We start from the raw sequence: 17530 nt of genomic DNA on the forward strand, positions 1-17530 counted from the left end.
TTAACAATCAGAAAATGAAAAAAATAACATTATATATATTCAGTTTACTAATCGCTTCCAGCTTTCTAAGCAGTTGTGATAAGGGCTTTGACGAGTTAAATACCAACAAAGTAAACCCTACCGCCCTTAACCCTGTTTATGAATTAAACAATGCTACCCTCAGAACGTCATTTACATGGCAATCTGTTATTTACGAAGCGGCGATTGTACAACAAATCGTTAGTCCATACCTTGGGGTAAATGCTGGAGGAAACGTAAATCAAAATAACACTTCTGTTACAGGAGTAAATTGGCAAAGATATTACAGGGAAGTAAATAAACATTTGGTCGATGTTATTGCTAAAACCAAAGGTGATGCTACTCGCAGTAACTTATACAATATGGCTCGTATTTGGAAGGCATATACTTTCATGATTTTGACAGATAGTTATGGTGATGTTCCTTATAGCGAAGCAGGTTTAGGTTATTTGCAAGGAACAGTTTTTCCTAAATATGATGCCCAACAAGCCATCTATACGGATATTTTGAAAGAATTAGACGAAGCGTCTGCTGCCTTAGATGCTAACAAAACCAAAGAAGTAAGTGATATTATTTATACAGGAGATATAACAAAATGGAAACGTTTAGGATACTCTTTATTATTGCGTGCCGCTATGCGTTTGACTAAAGTTGATGCTAATACAGCACAGACTTACGTGAAAAAAGCATTTGCTGGGGGAGTTATGTTATCTAATGCTGATAATTGTATCTTACGCCATTCAGCAGCCTATACCAATGAAATTGGTAGTCAGTTGAATGGAAGCGAAAGAGCCAATTTTTATTTGCACGGAGCTTTTGTTAATTTCTTGAAAAGTACTAATGACCCTCGTTTAGGGATTATCGCTTTGAAGTATAATACTAAACTACAGGACGTTAACAATTTTACGAAAGACCCTGCTGCTCAGATTGGAATACCTGCTGGCTACGACCAAAGTACTATTGCTAGTACTCCAAATTATCCAGGAGCCATAGAATTGTATTCGCAAGTTGACAGAACTAAAATAGGTAGATTTGATGCTCCATGTTTCTTTGTAACCTATAGCCAGTCACAACTTTTATTGGCTGAGGCTGCTCAGCGAGGTTGGATAACTGGCAATGTATCAGACTATTATAAAGCAGGTGTAAAAGGACACATGCAGCAGTTTACAGAATATGATGCCAATTCGAATGTATCTGATGCTACTATTGACGCTTATTTTACGGCGAATCCGTTTGTTGCAACAAAAGCCTTGGAGCAAATTAACACGCAATATTGGGTATCATCGTTCATGAATTCTCCTGAAGGCTTTGCTAATTTCCGTAGAAGTGGCTTTCCTGCACTAACACCAAATCCATATCCAGGAAAAGAAATTAAAGGGAATTTTATCAATCGCTTATCGTATCCTGTAGATGAAATATCAGTCAATAAAACAAATCTTGATGCGGCAGTAGCTCGTCAAGGTGCTGATAATCTTGACACTAAAGTGTGGTGGGATAAGTAATATCAACAATACTTACAACTATTATCCAATACCATGAATACTAAAGACTCCATGTTTTCATGGAGTCTTTATTTTATCATAAAAAGATTGATAAAGATAAATCATCGAATCGTCCTACATTTTATTTATTTTAGCTTTTCAAACCATTTTTTAATATTTATCCAAACAAAGTAAACTTTAAACATTATGCAAATCGGAATTATAGGCTTAGGCAAAATGGGGTTTAATTTAGCCCTTAACTTAAATAGGAACGGCTATGAAGTAGTTGCCAATGACGTGAATGCTGAGTTTGTTCAAAAAATTGCTGAACAAGGAATACAACCTGCAAATTCTATTGAAGAATTAACCCAACAATTGAGCGGGAGAAAAGTGATTTGGTTGATGGTGCCCGCAGGTGAGATTGTCGATCAAGTAATTGAAAACCTATTACCTTATTTGAATAGTGCTGATATTGTTATTGACGGAGGAAATTCAAATTATAAAGAATCGAAAAAGCGTTATAATTACCTAAAAACAAAAGGAATAGATTTCTTGGATTGTGGTACTTCTGGGGGTACTTCTGGCGCATTGAATGGTGCTTGTACCATGATTGGGGGAGATAATGAAGTATTCGCTTATGTTGAAAAGGTATTCAAAGATATTTCTGTAGAAAACGGATATTTACATACAGGAGCAGCAGGAAGCGGACACTTTACTAAGATGGTTCATAATGGCATCGAATACGGTATGATGCAAGCCATTGCCGAAGGGTTTGAGGTTTTTGAACATTCAGAATTTGATATTGACTTCCAGAAAACAGCTAAAATGTTAAACCATGGCTCGGTAGTACGTGGATGGTTGATGGAGTTGACAGAAAAGGCATTTTCAAAAGACCCTAATTTAGATACTATTAAAGGAATTATGCATTCTTCGGGAGAAGGTAAATGGACTTTGGAAACCGCTTTAGACTTGGGGGTTCCTACACCAGTAATTGCTTTGTCGGTCATGATGCGTTATCGTTCACAAATGGAAGATACTTTTTCTGGGAAAGTAGTAGCCGCTTTGAGAAATGAGTTTGGTGGTCATGCTGTAGAAAAAAAATAAGGTATCTGAGCGTCTGAATCTGATAAAAATTCTGACGCTCAGATGATACAGTCATTCTCAAAAGAAGCAGAAAGGAAAAGTATTTTAAATACCCTAACATCGATGAGCTCCGTCAGAATTCATCGATTGAAAGATAATGAGCCATTTTTATATAGGAATTGATATTGGAACAACTGCCACCAAAGCAATTGTTTTTACAAATGAAGGGAAAATAATACAGCAATATTCGAAAGAATATGATATGTATCACCCTAAATCAGATTGGAGTATCCAAAAACCCTCTGACATTTTAGAGGCTGTTCTTGAGTGTATTGAGAAGCTTACTGAAAATATTAATCCGTATTTCATCAGTTTTAGTTCGGCCATGCAAAGTTTGATTGCGGTGGATGAAAAAGGAAACCCTTTGACGGATGTAATTCTTTGGGCAGACAACCGTGCGAGTGCTGAAGCATCTGAATTGAAAGAGAGTGAGCTGGGGAAACAATTTTATGGAAAAACAGGTATTCCTATTCATACCTTTTGTCCGATGACCAAAATACTTTGGTTAAGAGAAAATCAGCCTGATATTTTTATCAGCACACATAAATTTATTAGTATCAAAGAATACGTTTGGCATCATTTAACAGGTGAGTTTGTGGTGGATTCTTCTATGGCATCAGGTACAGGGTTAATGAATATCGCAGACCTTACTTGGAATATCGATATATTAACTCACCTAGGGATTAACGAAAGCAAACTTTCCACGATTGTAAGTCCTAAGCATACAGCGCAAACCCTCATTGGTAATAAAACGTTGGTAATAGGAGCGGGGGACGGAGCTTTAGCAAATCTGGGGACTGGAGCGATGGAAAAAGGTAGAATGTCTTTAACCATTGGCACAAGTGGTGCCGTAAGACTACCGATTGAAGAGCCTTTTATTGATGGCAAAATGCGTACACAATGTTATCATTTGGTCGATAATCAGTATCTTGTACTAGGAGCAGTAAATAACGGAGCCGTTATTTTACAATGGTTAAAAGAAGCAATTTTAGAAACCCAAGAATCATTTGAATCACTATTCGAACAAGCAAATACGATTGATGCTGGCTCGAATGGGTTAATTTTCGTTCCTTATTTACTAGGAGAAAGAGCGCCAATTTGGGATGCATCTGCTCAAGGAACTTTACTAGGCATTACCATCAACCATACAAAAGCACATTTTATTCGAGCGACGCTAGAGGGCATTCTATTTGGTTTATTAAGTATTACTGATATTTTATTACCCGAAAAATCTGCCAGAAAAAATTTGACTATTATGGCAAGTGGCGGTTTTGCAAAGAGTGATGTCTGGCTACAAATCGCCGCTGATATTTTTCAGATGAAAGTAGTGGTTTCACAAACCATTGAAGGTTCTGCTTGGGGGGCAGTGATGTTAGGGCTAGATGCTTTTGGGATGACCACACATTGTCTGGATATTGATGAGAAAATATTTATACCCAATCCTACGCATGAAAGAGTTTATCAAGAAAGTTTTAGAAAATTCAATAAGGTGTATGAAGCCTTAAAATCATTATAAGTAGAAGCACAACAATATAAATGCCCTGATACGATGCAAAATAGCATATTATCAGGGCATTTATGCTTGTATATTATTAAGAAATTTTAAAAAATATTTGCAAATACAATTTTGATTAATAATCTTTGTCTATCGGTTTTGTAGTCTAATAAAACTATAATTTAACTATGCTTAACGTATAGTTGTAAGCGTAATTTTTGTAATTAATCATGGCAGTACATTTTTTAACAGTTCCGGGTTTAGGGAGTTCAGGGCCAAAGCACTGGCAAACGATTTGGGAACAGCAATACCCAGATGTGTTTAGCAGAGTAGAACAAGAAGATTGGGATTTGCCAGTTGTCGAAAAATGGGTTGAAACTTTGCGAAAATCTATTAGTAATTTACAAGAGCCTACAGTATTAATTGCACATAGTTTAGGATGTTTAGCAGTCGTGTTGTGGGCAAAAAAATATACTTCTGATAAAATAGAAGGCATCTTGTTTGTAGCACCACCAGACTCAGAAAGGACAGATTTTCCTAAAGAAATTTCAGGATTTTCGCCTATTCCTTCCGAAGAAATTCCTTATAAAAGTGTATTGATTGCTAGCACAAATGATGAATACGCAACGATTGAAAGAGCGAAGGAATGGGCAGGAAATTGGGGAAGTCAATTTGTAAATATTGGTTCGGTAGGACATATTAATGCCAATTCTAACCTTGCAGATTGGCAAGTAGGCAAAGGCATCATCAATTCAATTTTTAACACTTCATTATAAATAATTTTACAGTTCATCAACATGCAAGAACCTATCGATAAAAAACGTCCTAAAGCCTTACAAGCCAGTAATTTTGCACCAAATTTTTGGCTGATTAAGGAGATGGGGCGATGGAGTAACCTCCCCAAAAATATTGAAAATCAACCCAATTTCACGCTCAATGAATTAATGCTTTTTCGTCCTTTAGTACTAAGTTTTTTTTCACCATCTTGGAATAACTATGGGGAAATACACTTAGAATTACTACAAAAGGCTCATAAGCGACTAAAAAATATTGGAGCTGAAATTCTAGTAATGACGGACGTATTACCTGAGAAATTAGATGCTTTAGCCAATGAGTACAAATTAGGTTTTAATATTTGTCATGATAGGAACAATGAAATCGCTGAACTATTAGGTGTTTATTCAAAAGACTACCCGATTTGGCAAAGAATAACAGGCATTTCTAATGAAGTACCATTGCCTGCTACCTTTATTATTGTTCCCAACTTACTGATTATTTATAGTTTTGTCGACGATGATTTTGAGAGCATTTTTTCAATAAAAGAGATGGAAGCATTCATCAAACTTTATCGTAATAAGTAATCTACCTATCATAATAGAAAAATATTTTTAATTAATCTACAAATCTTATAGGATATATAGTTTTTATATTATAATTTTGTTTCAGGAAATTAAGGAAAGCTCACATTTAGTCCACATATAAATAATGCAAGCATACGATCAATCAAACGCAATCATTTGGGATAGTACATTTCCCGTAAATATATTCAAAGGCAACACAGCCAAGTTATCACCTTTAAAAATTGGGTCACGTTTACCTTTATTACCTATTTCATCAGTATGTGGATTTTGGAAACACTTTTCTGAAGAAGTAAACACACAGAAACTGACATTACAACAAGTGCAACAAAATAAACCATTGGTAATCAGTTTTTTATCAGGTGGTTGGAATGAATACGGCTTGAAACATTTTAATACTTTGAAAGCTTCATATCAAGAAATTCTGGCACTTGGTGGAGACTTACTTGTAGTTGTTCAAGCATCTAAAGAAGAAACAAAAGAATTGGTAGAATACTTTAATTTACCTTTTAATGTAATAGCCGATTCGGCAAACCAAATCGCTAAACAATTTGGTATTTATTCACAAGAGTTCGCCGTTTGGGATCGTATCGCTGGTATTTCAGAAGATGTGCCCGTTCCTGCTACCTATGTAATTAGTCAGCAAGGAAGAATCGTCTATGATGCCATCGATGAAGACTTTAGTAAGCCGTTTTCACCTTCGGAAATGTTAGGAGCAGTATTTAGTGCTGCCCGTAACATTCCTTATTCTATTAAATATCGTGCTGTGGCATAATTGTCTGAGATTATCAATCCCTTTTAATTACCTATAATATGTCAGAATTGAACAAGTACAAACAAACAGCACTTGGTGATGTTGCAGCTAGGCAGTTAGCCATTGCAACCCGTACAGTACCACAATTTGAATCAATAACTCCTCGCTGGTTAACACATTTACTCAATTGGATTCCTGTAGAATCAGGCGTTTATCGATTGAATAAAGTAAAGGAGGGAAGTATTGCCGAAGTTGACTGCTCGGGTCGTGATGAAAGAAACCTTCCTCACACTTTTATCGATTACGTTGAAAACCCTCGTGAATACAATCTTAGTGCGGTCAATACCGTGTTGGATGTTCATACACGTGTTTCAGATTTATACAGTAAGCCTTATAACCAAATTAGCGAACAGCTCCGTTTGACGATTGAAAGCATCAAAGAGCGTCAGGAAAGCGAATTGATTAATAACAAAGAATACGGCTTATTGAATAGTATTGCCCCTAAACAAAAAATCAAAACGCGTGTAGGTCCGCCGACGCCAGATGATTTTGATGAATTATTGACAAAAGTTTGGAAAGAACCGGGTTTCTTTTTGTTGCATCCATTAGCCATTGCTGCTTTTGGTCGCGAGTGTACTCGTCGTGGTGTTCCACCACCAACAGTGTCCTTGTTTGGTTCACAATTTATCACTTGGAGAGGTATTCCTTTGATTCCATCGGATAAATTACCTATCGAAAATGGTAAAACAAAAATCTTATTATTGCGTACTGGCGAAAACCGCCAAGGAGTAGTAGGACTTTATCAACCAGGTTTACCAGGCGAACAGTCACCAGGGTTAGCAGTAAGATTTATGGGAATCAATGACAAAGCGATTGCTTCTTACTTAGTATCATTATATTGCTCATTAGCAATATTAGTAGATGATGCTATTGCTGTATTGGAAGACGTAGAAATAGGAAATTACTATGAATATAAATACTAATCAACAGGGAAACATATTGCATGGCATACCTTCTGTAGAAGATTTACAGCAACTGGCAAATGATATTTTCAAGGCACTTCCCAATGAAGTGCCTAAAGAAATTTCATTGAATCCGCAGGAACACCCCAAGGCGAATCACTTTGCTGAAAGATTATACGAAACGCTTCAGGGTGTACCCACTTCAAGTACAAGAGTAGGTGTATCGCCTTCGGCTTTTCAACATGGGAGTGTGTTTCAACCTATAGGAAATGCTGGTGTTCAACCGCAAACTAGTTTGCCAGACCCACATTTTGCTAATCCAGCTAGTCAGCCTTCCTTTTCTGGATTTGGGGCTTCAGCGTCAGCTTTGCCAAATATTGGTACGGTTGATTCTAAATCACCATTGGCTGCTACTTCCCTTTTTGAATTAGATACAAATAATATTTTACCATCGCTTAGTACTTTCGGTTATATCCCATCTGTTCAAACACCAGCACCGATTGGTATCAATGATGCGTCTTATTATTTTCTGTCAGGACAAAATCAAAATCCTTATAGAACTTATGATAAAGTGCCTCAGTTTCAAGAAAAAACATCAAGTTATGAGTCTTTTGGAGCAACCAGTCCAGCATTTGATGCCAATTTGATAAAAAAGGATTTTCCAATTTTACAAGAAAGAGTCAATGGTCGTCCGTTGGTTTGGTTAGATAACGCCGCTACTACACAAAAGCCAAAGCAAGTAATTGATAGAATTACGTATTTTTATGAACATGAAAATTCAAACATTCACCGTGCAGCCCATGAATTAGCAGCTCGTGCTACTGATGCTTATGAGGGTGCTCGTGAGAAAGTAAGGGCTTTTTTGAATGCGCGTTCTACCAATGAAATCGTTTTTGTACGTGGAGCAACTGAGGCTATCAACTTAGTAGCCAAAAGTTGGGGTGAGCAAAACCTAAAAGTTGGGGATGAAATCATTGTCAGCAATCTTGAACATCATGCGAATATTGTGCCTTGGAAACAATTGGCAGACAAAAAAGGCTTGAAAATCAGGGTAATTCCTGTAGATGATGATGGTCAGATTTTATTAGACGAGTATGCTAAATTGTTAAATGCTAAAACCCGTCTGGTATCATTTACACAAGTTTCAAATGCTTTAGGAACAGTTACCCCAGCCAAACAAATTATTGACTTGGCTCATGCAGCAGGAGCAAAAGTATTAGTAGATGGAGCTCAATCAGTGTCACATTTGCGTTCTGATGTCATTGGGTTAGATTGCGACTGGTTTGTTTTTTCAGGACATAAAGTATTCGGCCCTACGGGTATAGGTGTGCTATATGGCAAAGAAGAATTATTGAACGAAACTCAGCCATGGCAAGGTGGTGGAAACATGATTGTTGATGTTACTTTTGAACAGATTCAATACCATGATGCACCCTCACGCTTTGAAGCAGGAACAGGCAATATAGCAGATGCAGTTGGACTAGGTGCAGCGATAGACTATGTCAATAAAATTGGAATCGATGTGATTCATCAATACGAGCATTATTTATTGGTGTATGCTACCAAGTTATTGAAAGAAATTCCGGGACTTCGTTTGATTGGTACTGCCAAAGAAAAAGCAAGTGTACTGTCTTTCATTTTTGATGGCTATAGTAATAACGAAGTAGGTCAAGCACTGAACAAAGAAGGAATTGCTGTAAGAACTGGACACCACTGTGCTCAACCGATTTTAAGACGTTTTGGCTTAGAATCAACAGTTCGTCCATCTTTGGCTTTTTATAATACGCAATCAGATGTTGATTTATTAGTAGAAACACTTTATAAATTACGTGCAGGACACAAACAAGCTGTAAGATAGCTTTGCGTTTATATCCCTAGTGAGAGACTTAAGTCCCTCGCTAGGAATATGTTTAACTTCGCTTTTGGAGGCGATTTTTGTTTTTTCGATTAAAACCACCACGATTGAAATTAAAAATTATACATGAAAAATCATCATACTCAACCTTTAATTGATCTTCTTCGTAAAACTCATCATGCAGAATGGGAGGCTACTCCGTCTGCACAAGAAGCGATTAGTTGGTTGAATGATCTTGTTCATTTTTTATTTCCAAGCAACCATTTACCTAAGCAATCCTCTTATGAAGGAATCTTAAAGAAGAATCAGATTGACTTAGAGAATATATTATTAAGCTATCTTGATGTTAAACAAATAGATATTGAAGGAGTAGTAGAGGCTTTTTATGTTTCGCTTGGAGACCTCTATCAAGATTTACGTCATGACGCTTCAAAAATTTATGAATGCGATCCAGCCGCAACCAGTGTCAATGAAGTAATCGTTTCATACCCAGGATTTTATGCCATTACGGTATATAGGATTGCCCATAAATTGACACAATTACAGATTTCAGTCTTACCTCGCATTATAAGTGAATATGCGCATGGTAAAACAGGTGTGGATATTCACCCCAATGCAAGGATTGGTGTACCTTTTATGATTGACCACGGAACAGGCATTGTAATTGGTGCAACCAGTATCATTGGCAATAATGTATCAATCTACCAAGGAGTTACTTTAGGTGCTTTACAAGTAGCGAAAGAGCTTTCGGACACTAAAAGACATCCAACCGTTGAAGATAACGTAGTAATTTATGCACGTACTACCATTCTTGGCGGTAAAACCGTGATTGGAGAAAATAGCATTATTGGCGGAAGTGTTTTCCTGACCAAAAGTGTGGAACCCAATTCGCAGGTATTTAATACCCATCAACTTAGGATTACTTCTAAAAATGAGGTCTTCCAAGAGAAACCTATTTTATCCGAGGTTCATTAACGAATCTCTTTTTATGCATTTTTAATCTATGTAGTCTATTAATTCAGTAGTTAATATATAAAAAATAAATAATAATGAATTTCAATTATTTAGCCTTCGCAGTTCCTTTCTTCTTGTTTTTGATTGGGTTGGAATTCTGGGTATCAAAAAAGAAAGGAAAACATTTTTATAATTTCAATGATACCGTTTCAAACCTTAGTGTCGGTATCGCTGAAAGACTTTTGGATGGTCTTACATTGGGACTATTCTATTTTGTATATGATTATCTGTACAAACATTTTGCCATTTTTCATATTCAGCCAAGTGTATTATCTTGGATTGGACTTTTGTTAATAACTGATTTTTTGTGGTATTGGTATCATAGATTAGGACATGAAGTGAACTTGCTTTGGAGTGTCCATGTAGTGCATCATCAAAGTGAAGAGTTTAATTTTACGGTGTCTGCACGTATTACTTTATTTCAGGCAGTAGCACGTACTTTCTTTTGGTCTCTTTTGCCCATTGTAGGTTTTTCGGCTGAAATGATTACTACTATTTTGTTAGTACACGGGTTGTATCCATTTTTTATTCATACCCGTACCGTTGGCAAACTAGGTGTATTAGAATATATTTTTGTAACACCATCACACCACCGTGTACACCATGCTAACAATGATCAATATTTAGATAAAAACTACAGCGATGTGTTTATCATTTGGGATAAGTTGTTTGGCACTTTTGCAGAAGAGATAGAAGAACCAACTTATGGTTTAACAAAACCATTGAACAGTAATAGTTTTTTATGGCAACATTTTCATTTCATGCTTGAAATGGCTTATGCTTTTAAGTATGCTACTGGTTGGAGAAATAAACTAAAAATGCTTTTTGGAAAGCCAGAATATATCAACCCTACTTACAGACGAGTATTAGAGCAAAAGTTTGTGATTCATAAAACAGATAAGGTTTATACTACACGGTTTAGGAATTATGTGGTTTTGCAAATGACTTTAATTTTAATCACGTTGTTTGCCTTTTTACTTTTAGAAGAACAGATTGATTTGTCAACACAAATAGCTACTACGCTGATTATCTTAGTTACGCTAGTGAATTGTGGCGCTATTTTAGAGCAAAGAAGATGGATTTTTTACTTAGAATACACACGATGTTTTCTGATTTTGTGGATAGGCTATATCCATTTTGAAAATGCCCTCAACCCCTATGTTTTGTTTAGCATCATTTTAATCGTTACGCTTTATTTCAAAACATTAAATCGCCAGTATTTACGATTAATTTACGGTCTCCATTAAATCTAAACCAGATTTGTATAATAATTCTTAATTACATCAATTATGGAAAACAATCAGTTCTTAAATAAAATATCAGTTCGTCTGAAACTCAATAATCAGTTTGAACGCTCATTAATGTGGGTTGTTGCCATTGCTATTTATGTTATTGCTTTTAGTATTTTCATAGGCAAAGCCCCCCTGCTCGACGCCGCTTATCAAGCCAAAGAGTGGCTAGGGCCTGATTTCTATTTATATTTAGGCGTGGGTTTGTTGGCTCAATTAGTAGATGGCTCTTTAGGAATGGCCTATGGCATTACTTCTACTTCTTTTTTATTAGGAATAGGCGTTCCGCCTGCTTTGAGTAGCACAAGTGTGCACGTTTCTGAAATGTTCACTACTGGTGCATCTGCTATCTCGCATTATCAGTTTAAAAATATTAATAAAAAATTGTTCAGAGCCTTGCTTTGGGGTGTGGTAGGTTCTGTAACGGGTGCATATTTATTGTCAGAAATCATTGATGGTAATTTTATAAAGCCTTATATCTCGTTATACATGCTGATACTTGGCGTGGTTATTTTGAAAAAAGCCTTTCAAAAAAATATCGCTAAGCGTAAAACAAAGCGAGTTGGGTTGTTAGCGATTTTCGGTGGATTCATGGATGCCATTGGCGGTGGTGGTTGGGGCCCAATCGTTACATCTTCTTTGTTAGGGCAGGGACGTAACCCACGTTATGCGATTGGTTCGGTAAATGCCGCAGAGTTTTTGATTACACTTTCTAGCGGACTTACTTTCTTGTTTTTTGAAGGAGTAAACTCTTGGCAAATCATTTTAGGATTGGTATTAGGTGGAATTATTGCCGCACCTTTTGGCGCTATTTTGATTAACAAAATTCCTAGAAGACCTCTGATGTTTATTGTTGGCTCTGTAGTAATCTTTCTAAGTTTCAAAACATTATGGAAGGTTTTGCCAGACTTATACTTATTTATCTCAACAGTTATTTCTCATTGGTAAATACTACATGTATGAAAAAATGGAACCTTATACTCGTTATCTTTCTCTTGTTCTCGGGGAGTTCATTGGCAAATGATTTTGAATTTACCCCAAATTTGCAAAATGCTTATAGTGAGCTTTGTAAATTAAAGGTGCAATCTGCTAAACAACTTTTAGCCAAAGAACCTACGAATAATGGTATTAGAATCTGGTTGGAAGATTTTGCGGACATGATTGTGCTTTTTGCTAGCGAAGATGAAAAAGAGTATGAAAGGTTATCTGATAATGAAGATAAAAGGCTGGATTTAATCAAGGATTTAGATGAAGATTCACCTTATAATAAATTTGTTCAAGCAGAAATCAAATTGCATTGGGCATTGGTAAAAATGAAATTGGGACATGAAACCAAAGGTGGTTTTAATGCCATTTCAGCCTATAAATTATTGGAAGAAAATCGTAAACGATTTCCAAACTTTACTGCTAATTATAAGAATCTAGGCGTTTTTCATGTTATGATAGGTTCTGTTCCTGAAAACTATAAATGGGTTACAAAACTATTAGGATTGAAAGGGGGAATTCAGCAAGGATTAAAAGAATTGAATATCGCTGTTAATGATAAAATTGTAGGAAAAGAAGCAAAGTTTTATCAGCTATTTATTCAGTCGAATGTATTGACATTGGATGATAATGAGCGACAAGATTTAAGTCAATTTGTGACTAATAATCCTGATAATTTGGCGATTAGTTTTTTAGGCGTATCGATATTGCTAAGAAACAACAAAAGCGAAATGGCTCAAAAAGTATTACAGAACAGGCCCAGTGGTGCTGCTTATATATCCATGCCTATTTTTGATTTGTATCAAGCTGAAATCTTATTTAACAAAGGAAACTATTCGCCAGCTATTCAGTATTATCAGAGTTATCTAAAAAACTTTCGTGGGAATAGCTTTTTGAAAGATGTAAATTTTAAATTGTTTCTTGCCAATTGGCTAACAAACAACCCTGATAAAGCATTGAATCATTTGGCTAAGATTCCGAATGTGGGCAAGAAATTCTCTGAAACAGATATTATTGCACAAAATTTTTATGAACAATTTCAGAAAACAAAAGCTTTTCCAAACAAGAATCTAGTAAAGGCTTGTTATGCTTTCGAAGGAGGACATTATACAGAAGCCTTAGCGTTTTTGGATAACCTTGAAGAAGATTCGTTTACTTCCCAGATTGATAAAGCTAACTTCAATTTTAGAAAGGCAAGTATCTTGCAAAAAATGAATGCACAGACGCAAGCAATTCCTTTTTTTGAGCGTGCTATGGCACTTTGTGCAGGACAAAACTGTCATTTTGGGGCAAGTTCTTCCTTGCAATTAGGCTATATTTATCAACAAAGAAATGATAAACCAAAAGCCAAACTTTCGTTTGAAAGGGCAATTGCCTATAAAAAACACGAGTATAAAAACTCAATAGATAATAAGGCACAAGCGGCATTAACCGAAATGGGTATTTAATTTTCATGAAATAATTTTTTCAAAATAAGTCATAAATTTTAAGTAGAAAATTTGGAATTGTAATATTTAAAATAGAACTTTGTCTATCGAATAAGTAGATTTATAAAGAACGAAGGGAGAGATAAGGCTCTATGATCTTCTGGCAACCTGTAAACCACCAACAAGGTGCCCCAACCTTATTCTAATGATAAATCATAAAAAATCACACAAAAGAATATTGTAATAAGCAATACAAAATAACCTTGTGTTTTAACTCAACCTAATACATCATGAGACGTATAGTTATAATCGTGTGCTTAATTTTTGCGTCTATTGCAATTAAAGCACAGCAAATCAATCAGATTGTTAGCTGGAAATATAGCTATTCCAATCCTAGTTTTAAAGTGGGCGATGAGGTAGAATTAGTCTTTACAGCTAATTTGGAAAAAGGATGGTCGTTATATTCAAGTGACTTTAAAGCTGATGTTGGGCCACAACCTACCACCTTTTGGTTTGCCGAAAATGGTTCTTTTGAATATGATGGTAAGATTGTACCAGTTAGTCCTTTAAAAAAAGTCGATAAGAATTGGGGATTTGAAGTGTCTTATTTCAAAGATAAAGCAGAATTCAGGACTAAAGTCAGAATAGTAGAACATTCATTAGACATTTTTGGAGGAATAAAAGGACAACTATGCAATGATAAAAAGGGCGTTTGTATCCCATTTGAACAAAAATTCCAATTTTAGAAAATATTAGCAATCAGTAAATATTTAGAAACCTCTTTCAAAAAATTAAATACAATTCATCAACAATACAGTGAAGTGAAATGACCTCTTAAGCCTATTAGCTTGAAAATTAATCAGACAACAATCTAAAAAACTAAACACCATGGAGATTTATTGTGATAACGCCGCTACGACAGCCTTAGATTTGGAGGTATTAGATACCATGATTCCATATCTAACCAATCATTTCGGGAATCCTTCTTCTAGTCATGCAATAGGAAGAAAAGCTAGAGAAGCGGTAGAAGAGTCTAGGCAGAAAATAGCTGGACTTTTGAATGCCTCAGAAAATGATATTTTCTTTACTTCTGGTGCTACAGAAGCGAATAATTTAGCACTTTCTGGAGCGATTAAAACCTATGAAATTAAGCATGTTATAACCAGTAGGATAGAACACAAAGCTGTTTTACAGACCTTGGGGCAGTACAGCCAGAACAATGAATTGGAAACCGATTTCGTGAAAATTGACAGTCGTGGGAATATTGATTTGAATCAGTTTGAATGGCTTTTGAAGAATAATCACCAGACGTTAGTGAGCTTAATGCACGCTAACAATGAGATTGGGAATTTGAATGATATTGCAAAAATTGGCGAACTCAGTAAGAAATATGACGCTATCTTTCATAGCGATACTACGCAAACGATTGGTAAATATAGATTTGATATTAAAAAACTGAATGTAGACTATATTGTAGGGTCATCACATAAATTTCATGGACCTAAAGGAGTAGGATTTATCTACATTAATAAATACCGCAAAATACAGCCTCATATTTATGGAGGAGCTCAAGAAAGAGGAACGAGAGGTGGAACAGAGAATGTGGCAGGTATTGTAGGTATGGCTAAAGCCTTAGAAATTGCCTACAGAGATTTGGAAGAGTATCATAACTATGTTGCTTTCTTGAAATCAAAAATGAGTACAACACTTTATGATTTGTTTGGAGAGGAAATTTCCTTTAATGGCGAAAGCGATTCACCAACAAACAGTTTGCCTAATATCCTAAATGTAGCTTTTCCACATCTGAAAAAAGGAGGCGTATTAGTAAATCGTTTAGATGCACTTGGCATTGCAGTTTCAGGGGGTAGTGCTTGCTCTAACTTAACCAACAATGGTTCGCATGTGTTAAAAACATTGAACCGTAACCTTGATAAAGACAGTGTTCGTTTTTCTTTTAGCAAATCTAACACACCAAAAGAAATAGATTTAATTATCAAGACAATCGTAGATATTTACGAGCAAGATATTTTTATTAAAAAGACAGAATATCAAAAAAATCCTCAATTAATTTTTGCTTAAAAAATTGTATTTAGTCGGTTTTTTACAAAATAAATAGTATCTTTGTCTATCGAATAAATAGGATAAAAAATCGAATTTTAAGCGACAGCTTTGTCAAACCTTAGTAAGAAAGTCGGTGGTTGGCTCTCTTTTAGTTTTGACGGGCTGTCGCTTAAATTTTTTATGTAAACCTACTTATTTTGTTTTAAAAAAGGAAATAAAGTAGATTCCACATGTGACTCATTGATTAGTTTACTTAATTCTTTTACTTTATCAGGATATTGTTTAGCTAGATTTTTACTTTCCTTAGGGTCTTTTGCTAAATCATACAGCTCAATTGCACCTTTAGGATTTACTGACGCATTCAATTTTACAGCTTTCCAGTTTCCTTGTCTTACCGCCTGAACTCCGCCATTTTCATGAAATTCCCAATAGAGATAAGCATGCTTTTGCTGTGCTTTATTACCTTTTAAAGTAGGAGCGAACGACAGTCCATCAATATTTTTAGCTACTTTTACACCTGCCAATTCACTGAAAGTAGGGAGCAAATCCCAGAAAGCGCCAATATGATTATTTTGAGAATTAGGTTTAATAACGTTTGTCCAACGGGCAATAAATGGTTCTCTAATACCCCCCTCGTATAAATCACGCTTATAGCCTTTAAAACCACCGCCACTATTGAAAAAATCAGGGTCAGCTCCCCCTTCTTTGTGTGGGCCATTATCACTCGTAAAAATAACCAACGTATTTTTATCTAAGCCTTCTTGTTTTAGCTTATCTAAAATCTGACCAACATATAAATCAAGCCTACTAACCATTGCCGCAAAAGCTGCATGTGGATATTCCTGAGAAGTATAGCCTCCTTTTGTTGCCTTTACACCATAATCATTTCCTTTATAAGGCTTTTCAGCGGATTTGCTTTTATAATATTCAAAAATACTATCGTTAGGAACAAGTAGTTCAGCGTGTGGCAGAATATAAGGTAAGAATAAAAAGAAAGGCTTATCCTTTTCTCGATGATCAACAAAATCTAACGCCTTTTGTTGAATAATATCTGGCGCATATTCTTTATTCTCACGGAGGTTCTGATTAGCTTCTAATATTATCTTTTTACCGTTTTCCCATAAATGATTAGGGTAGTAGCGATGTGCTAAGGTCTGGCAATTATAACCAAAAAACTGGTCGAACCCTTGTTTATTAGGGTCGCCTACAGAGCCTACTGGCCCTAAGCCCCATTTACCAAAGGCAGCCGTTTGATAGCCCGCTTTTTGGAGAACTTCTGCCACTGTTAATACTGAATCTGCGATAGGCTCTTGTCCTTCTGGGTCAACGCCTTTATTACCTCTGATATAAGTATGCCCCGTATGCTTGCCTGTTAGCAAAGAAGAACGTGATGGTGCACAAACACTGGTACCTGCATAAAACTGCGTAAACCGTACCCCTTGTTTAGCAAGTTTATCAATATTTGGCGTCTTGATAAGCTTTTGACCATTTACCCCAATATCGCCATAGCCTAAATCATCTGCTAAAATAAAGATGATATTAGGACGACGGGCTTTGTTATTTTTGGTTACTTGAGCTGGCGAGCTTCTAATAAAGAAGAGTGCAAAAGCAAGGATCAGAATTATTTTTTGCATATTATAATGAGATATAATTGATTACGATTGAGATTATAAAATAAAAAAGCATAGG

15 protein-coding genes and 1 riboswitch are annotated in these 17530 nt (G+C 35.8%); of the genes, 14 read left to right on the forward strand and 1 reads right to left on the reverse strand.

Features of this window, described 5'->3' with window-relative positions; all coding sequences use genetic code 11:
* The first annotated feature begins 14 nt into the window (after nucleotides 1–14).
* From J2Y60_RS10250 to J2Y60_RS10315, 14 genes are all read left to right on the forward strand, one after another.
* Nucleotides 15–1520 carry a SusD/RagB family nutrient-binding outer membrane lipoprotein gene (locus J2Y60_RS10250; RefSeq protein ID WP_309917267.1) on the forward strand — a complete coding sequence of 502 codons (1506 nt, stop codon included), beginning with the start codon at nucleotides 15–17 and terminating at the stop codon, nucleotides 1518–1520.
* 186 nt (nucleotides 1521–1706) lie between these two features.
* Nucleotides 1707–2603, forward strand: a complete 897-nt coding sequence (gene gnd / locus J2Y60_RS10255; protein ID WP_309917270.1) for a phosphogluconate dehydrogenase (NAD(+)-dependent, decarboxylating) — start codon at nucleotides 1707–1709, stop codon at nucleotides 2601–2603.
* Nucleotides 2604–2739: 136 nt separating this feature from the next.
* Complete coding sequence (locus J2Y60_RS10260) at nucleotides 2740–4158, forward strand: gluconokinase (protein WP_309917273.1); 1419 nt, start codon at nucleotides 2740–2742, stop codon at nucleotides 4156–4158.
* Nucleotides 4159–4367: 209 nt separating this feature from the next.
* Nucleotides 4368–4913, forward strand: a complete 546-nt coding sequence (locus tag J2Y60_RS10265; RefSeq protein WP_309917276.1) for an alpha/beta hydrolase — start codon at nucleotides 4368–4370, stop codon at nucleotides 4911–4913.
* Between the two features lie 21 nt (nucleotides 4914–4934).
* Nucleotides 4935–5498: a redoxin domain-containing protein gene (locus J2Y60_RS10270; protein ID WP_309917279.1), complete on the forward strand. Its 564-nt coding sequence runs from the start codon at nucleotides 4935–4937 to the stop codon at nucleotides 5496–5498.
* 124 nt (nucleotides 5499–5622) lie between these two features.
* Nucleotides 5623–6270 carry a redoxin domain-containing protein gene (locus J2Y60_RS10275; RefSeq protein WP_309917281.1) on the forward strand — a complete coding sequence of 216 codons (648 nt, stop codon included), beginning with the start codon at nucleotides 5623–5625 and terminating at the stop codon, nucleotides 6268–6270.
* A gap of 38 nt (nucleotides 6271–6308) precedes the next feature.
* Nucleotides 6309–7232 carry a family 2A encapsulin nanocompartment shell protein gene (locus J2Y60_RS10280; protein WP_309917284.1) on the forward strand — a complete coding sequence of 308 codons (924 nt, stop codon included), beginning with the start codon at nucleotides 6309–6311 and terminating at the stop codon, nucleotides 7230–7232.
* The gene (locus J2Y60_RS10285) at nucleotides 7216–9069 is read left to right on the forward strand and encodes a family 2A encapsulin nanocompartment cargo protein cysteine desulfurase (protein WP_309917286.1); all 1854 of its coding nucleotides are present in this window, start codon (nucleotides 7216–7218) and stop codon (nucleotides 9067–9069) included. The genes J2Y60_RS10280 and J2Y60_RS10285 overlap by 17 nt, the downstream gene beginning before the upstream one ends.
* Before the next feature lie 123 nt (nucleotides 9070–9192).
* Complete coding sequence (locus tag J2Y60_RS10290) at nucleotides 9193–10041, forward strand: serine acetyltransferase (RefSeq protein ID WP_309917289.1); 849 nt, start codon at nucleotides 9193–9195, stop codon at nucleotides 10039–10041.
* A 74-nt stretch (nucleotides 10042–10115) separates the two neighbouring features.
* Nucleotides 10116–11327: a sterol desaturase family protein gene (locus J2Y60_RS10295; RefSeq protein WP_309917291.1), complete on the forward strand. Its 1212-nt coding sequence runs from the start codon at nucleotides 10116–10118 to the stop codon at nucleotides 11325–11327.
* A 42-nt stretch (nucleotides 11328–11369) separates the two neighbouring features.
* Nucleotides 11370–12317: a sulfite exporter TauE/SafE family protein gene (locus tag J2Y60_RS10300; RefSeq protein ID WP_309917294.1), complete on the forward strand. Its 948-nt coding sequence runs from the start codon at nucleotides 11370–11372 to the stop codon at nucleotides 12315–12317.
* Between the two features lie 11 nt (nucleotides 12318–12328).
* Nucleotides 12329–13801 carry a tetratricopeptide repeat protein gene (locus tag J2Y60_RS10305; RefSeq protein WP_309917296.1) on the forward strand — a complete coding sequence of 491 codons (1473 nt, stop codon included), beginning with the start codon at nucleotides 12329–12331 and terminating at the stop codon, nucleotides 13799–13801.
* A 97-nt stretch (nucleotides 13802–13898) separates the two neighbouring features.
* Nucleotides 13899–13995, forward strand: a riboswitch (SAM riboswitch).
* Between the two features lie 75 nt (nucleotides 13996–14070).
* On the forward strand, nucleotides 14071–14526 hold the full coding sequence (locus tag J2Y60_RS10310) for a protein-disulfide reductase DsbD domain-containing protein (protein ID WP_309917299.1): 456 nt from the start codon (nucleotides 14071–14073) through the stop codon (nucleotides 14524–14526).
* Between the two features lie 142 nt (nucleotides 14527–14668).
* Nucleotides 14669–15859, forward strand: a complete 1191-nt coding sequence (locus J2Y60_RS10315; RefSeq protein WP_309917302.1) for a cysteine desulfurase family protein — start codon at nucleotides 14669–14671, stop codon at nucleotides 15857–15859.
* Nucleotides 15860–16029: 170 nt separating this feature from the next.
* On the opposite strand, the gene J2Y60_RS10320 is transcribed toward J2Y60_RS10315, so the two are convergent.
* Complete coding sequence (locus J2Y60_RS10320; RefSeq protein ID WP_309917306.1) at nucleotides 16030–17475, reverse strand: arylsulfatase; 1446 nt, start codon at nucleotides 17473–17475, stop codon at nucleotides 16030–16032.
* Nucleotides 17476–17530: the final 55 nt, after the last annotated feature.

The sequence above is a fragment of the Arcicella sp. BE140 genome (assembly GCF_031456255.1).
GTDB lineage: Bacteria > Bacteroidota > Bacteroidia > Cytophagales > Spirosomataceae > Arcicella > Arcicella aquatica.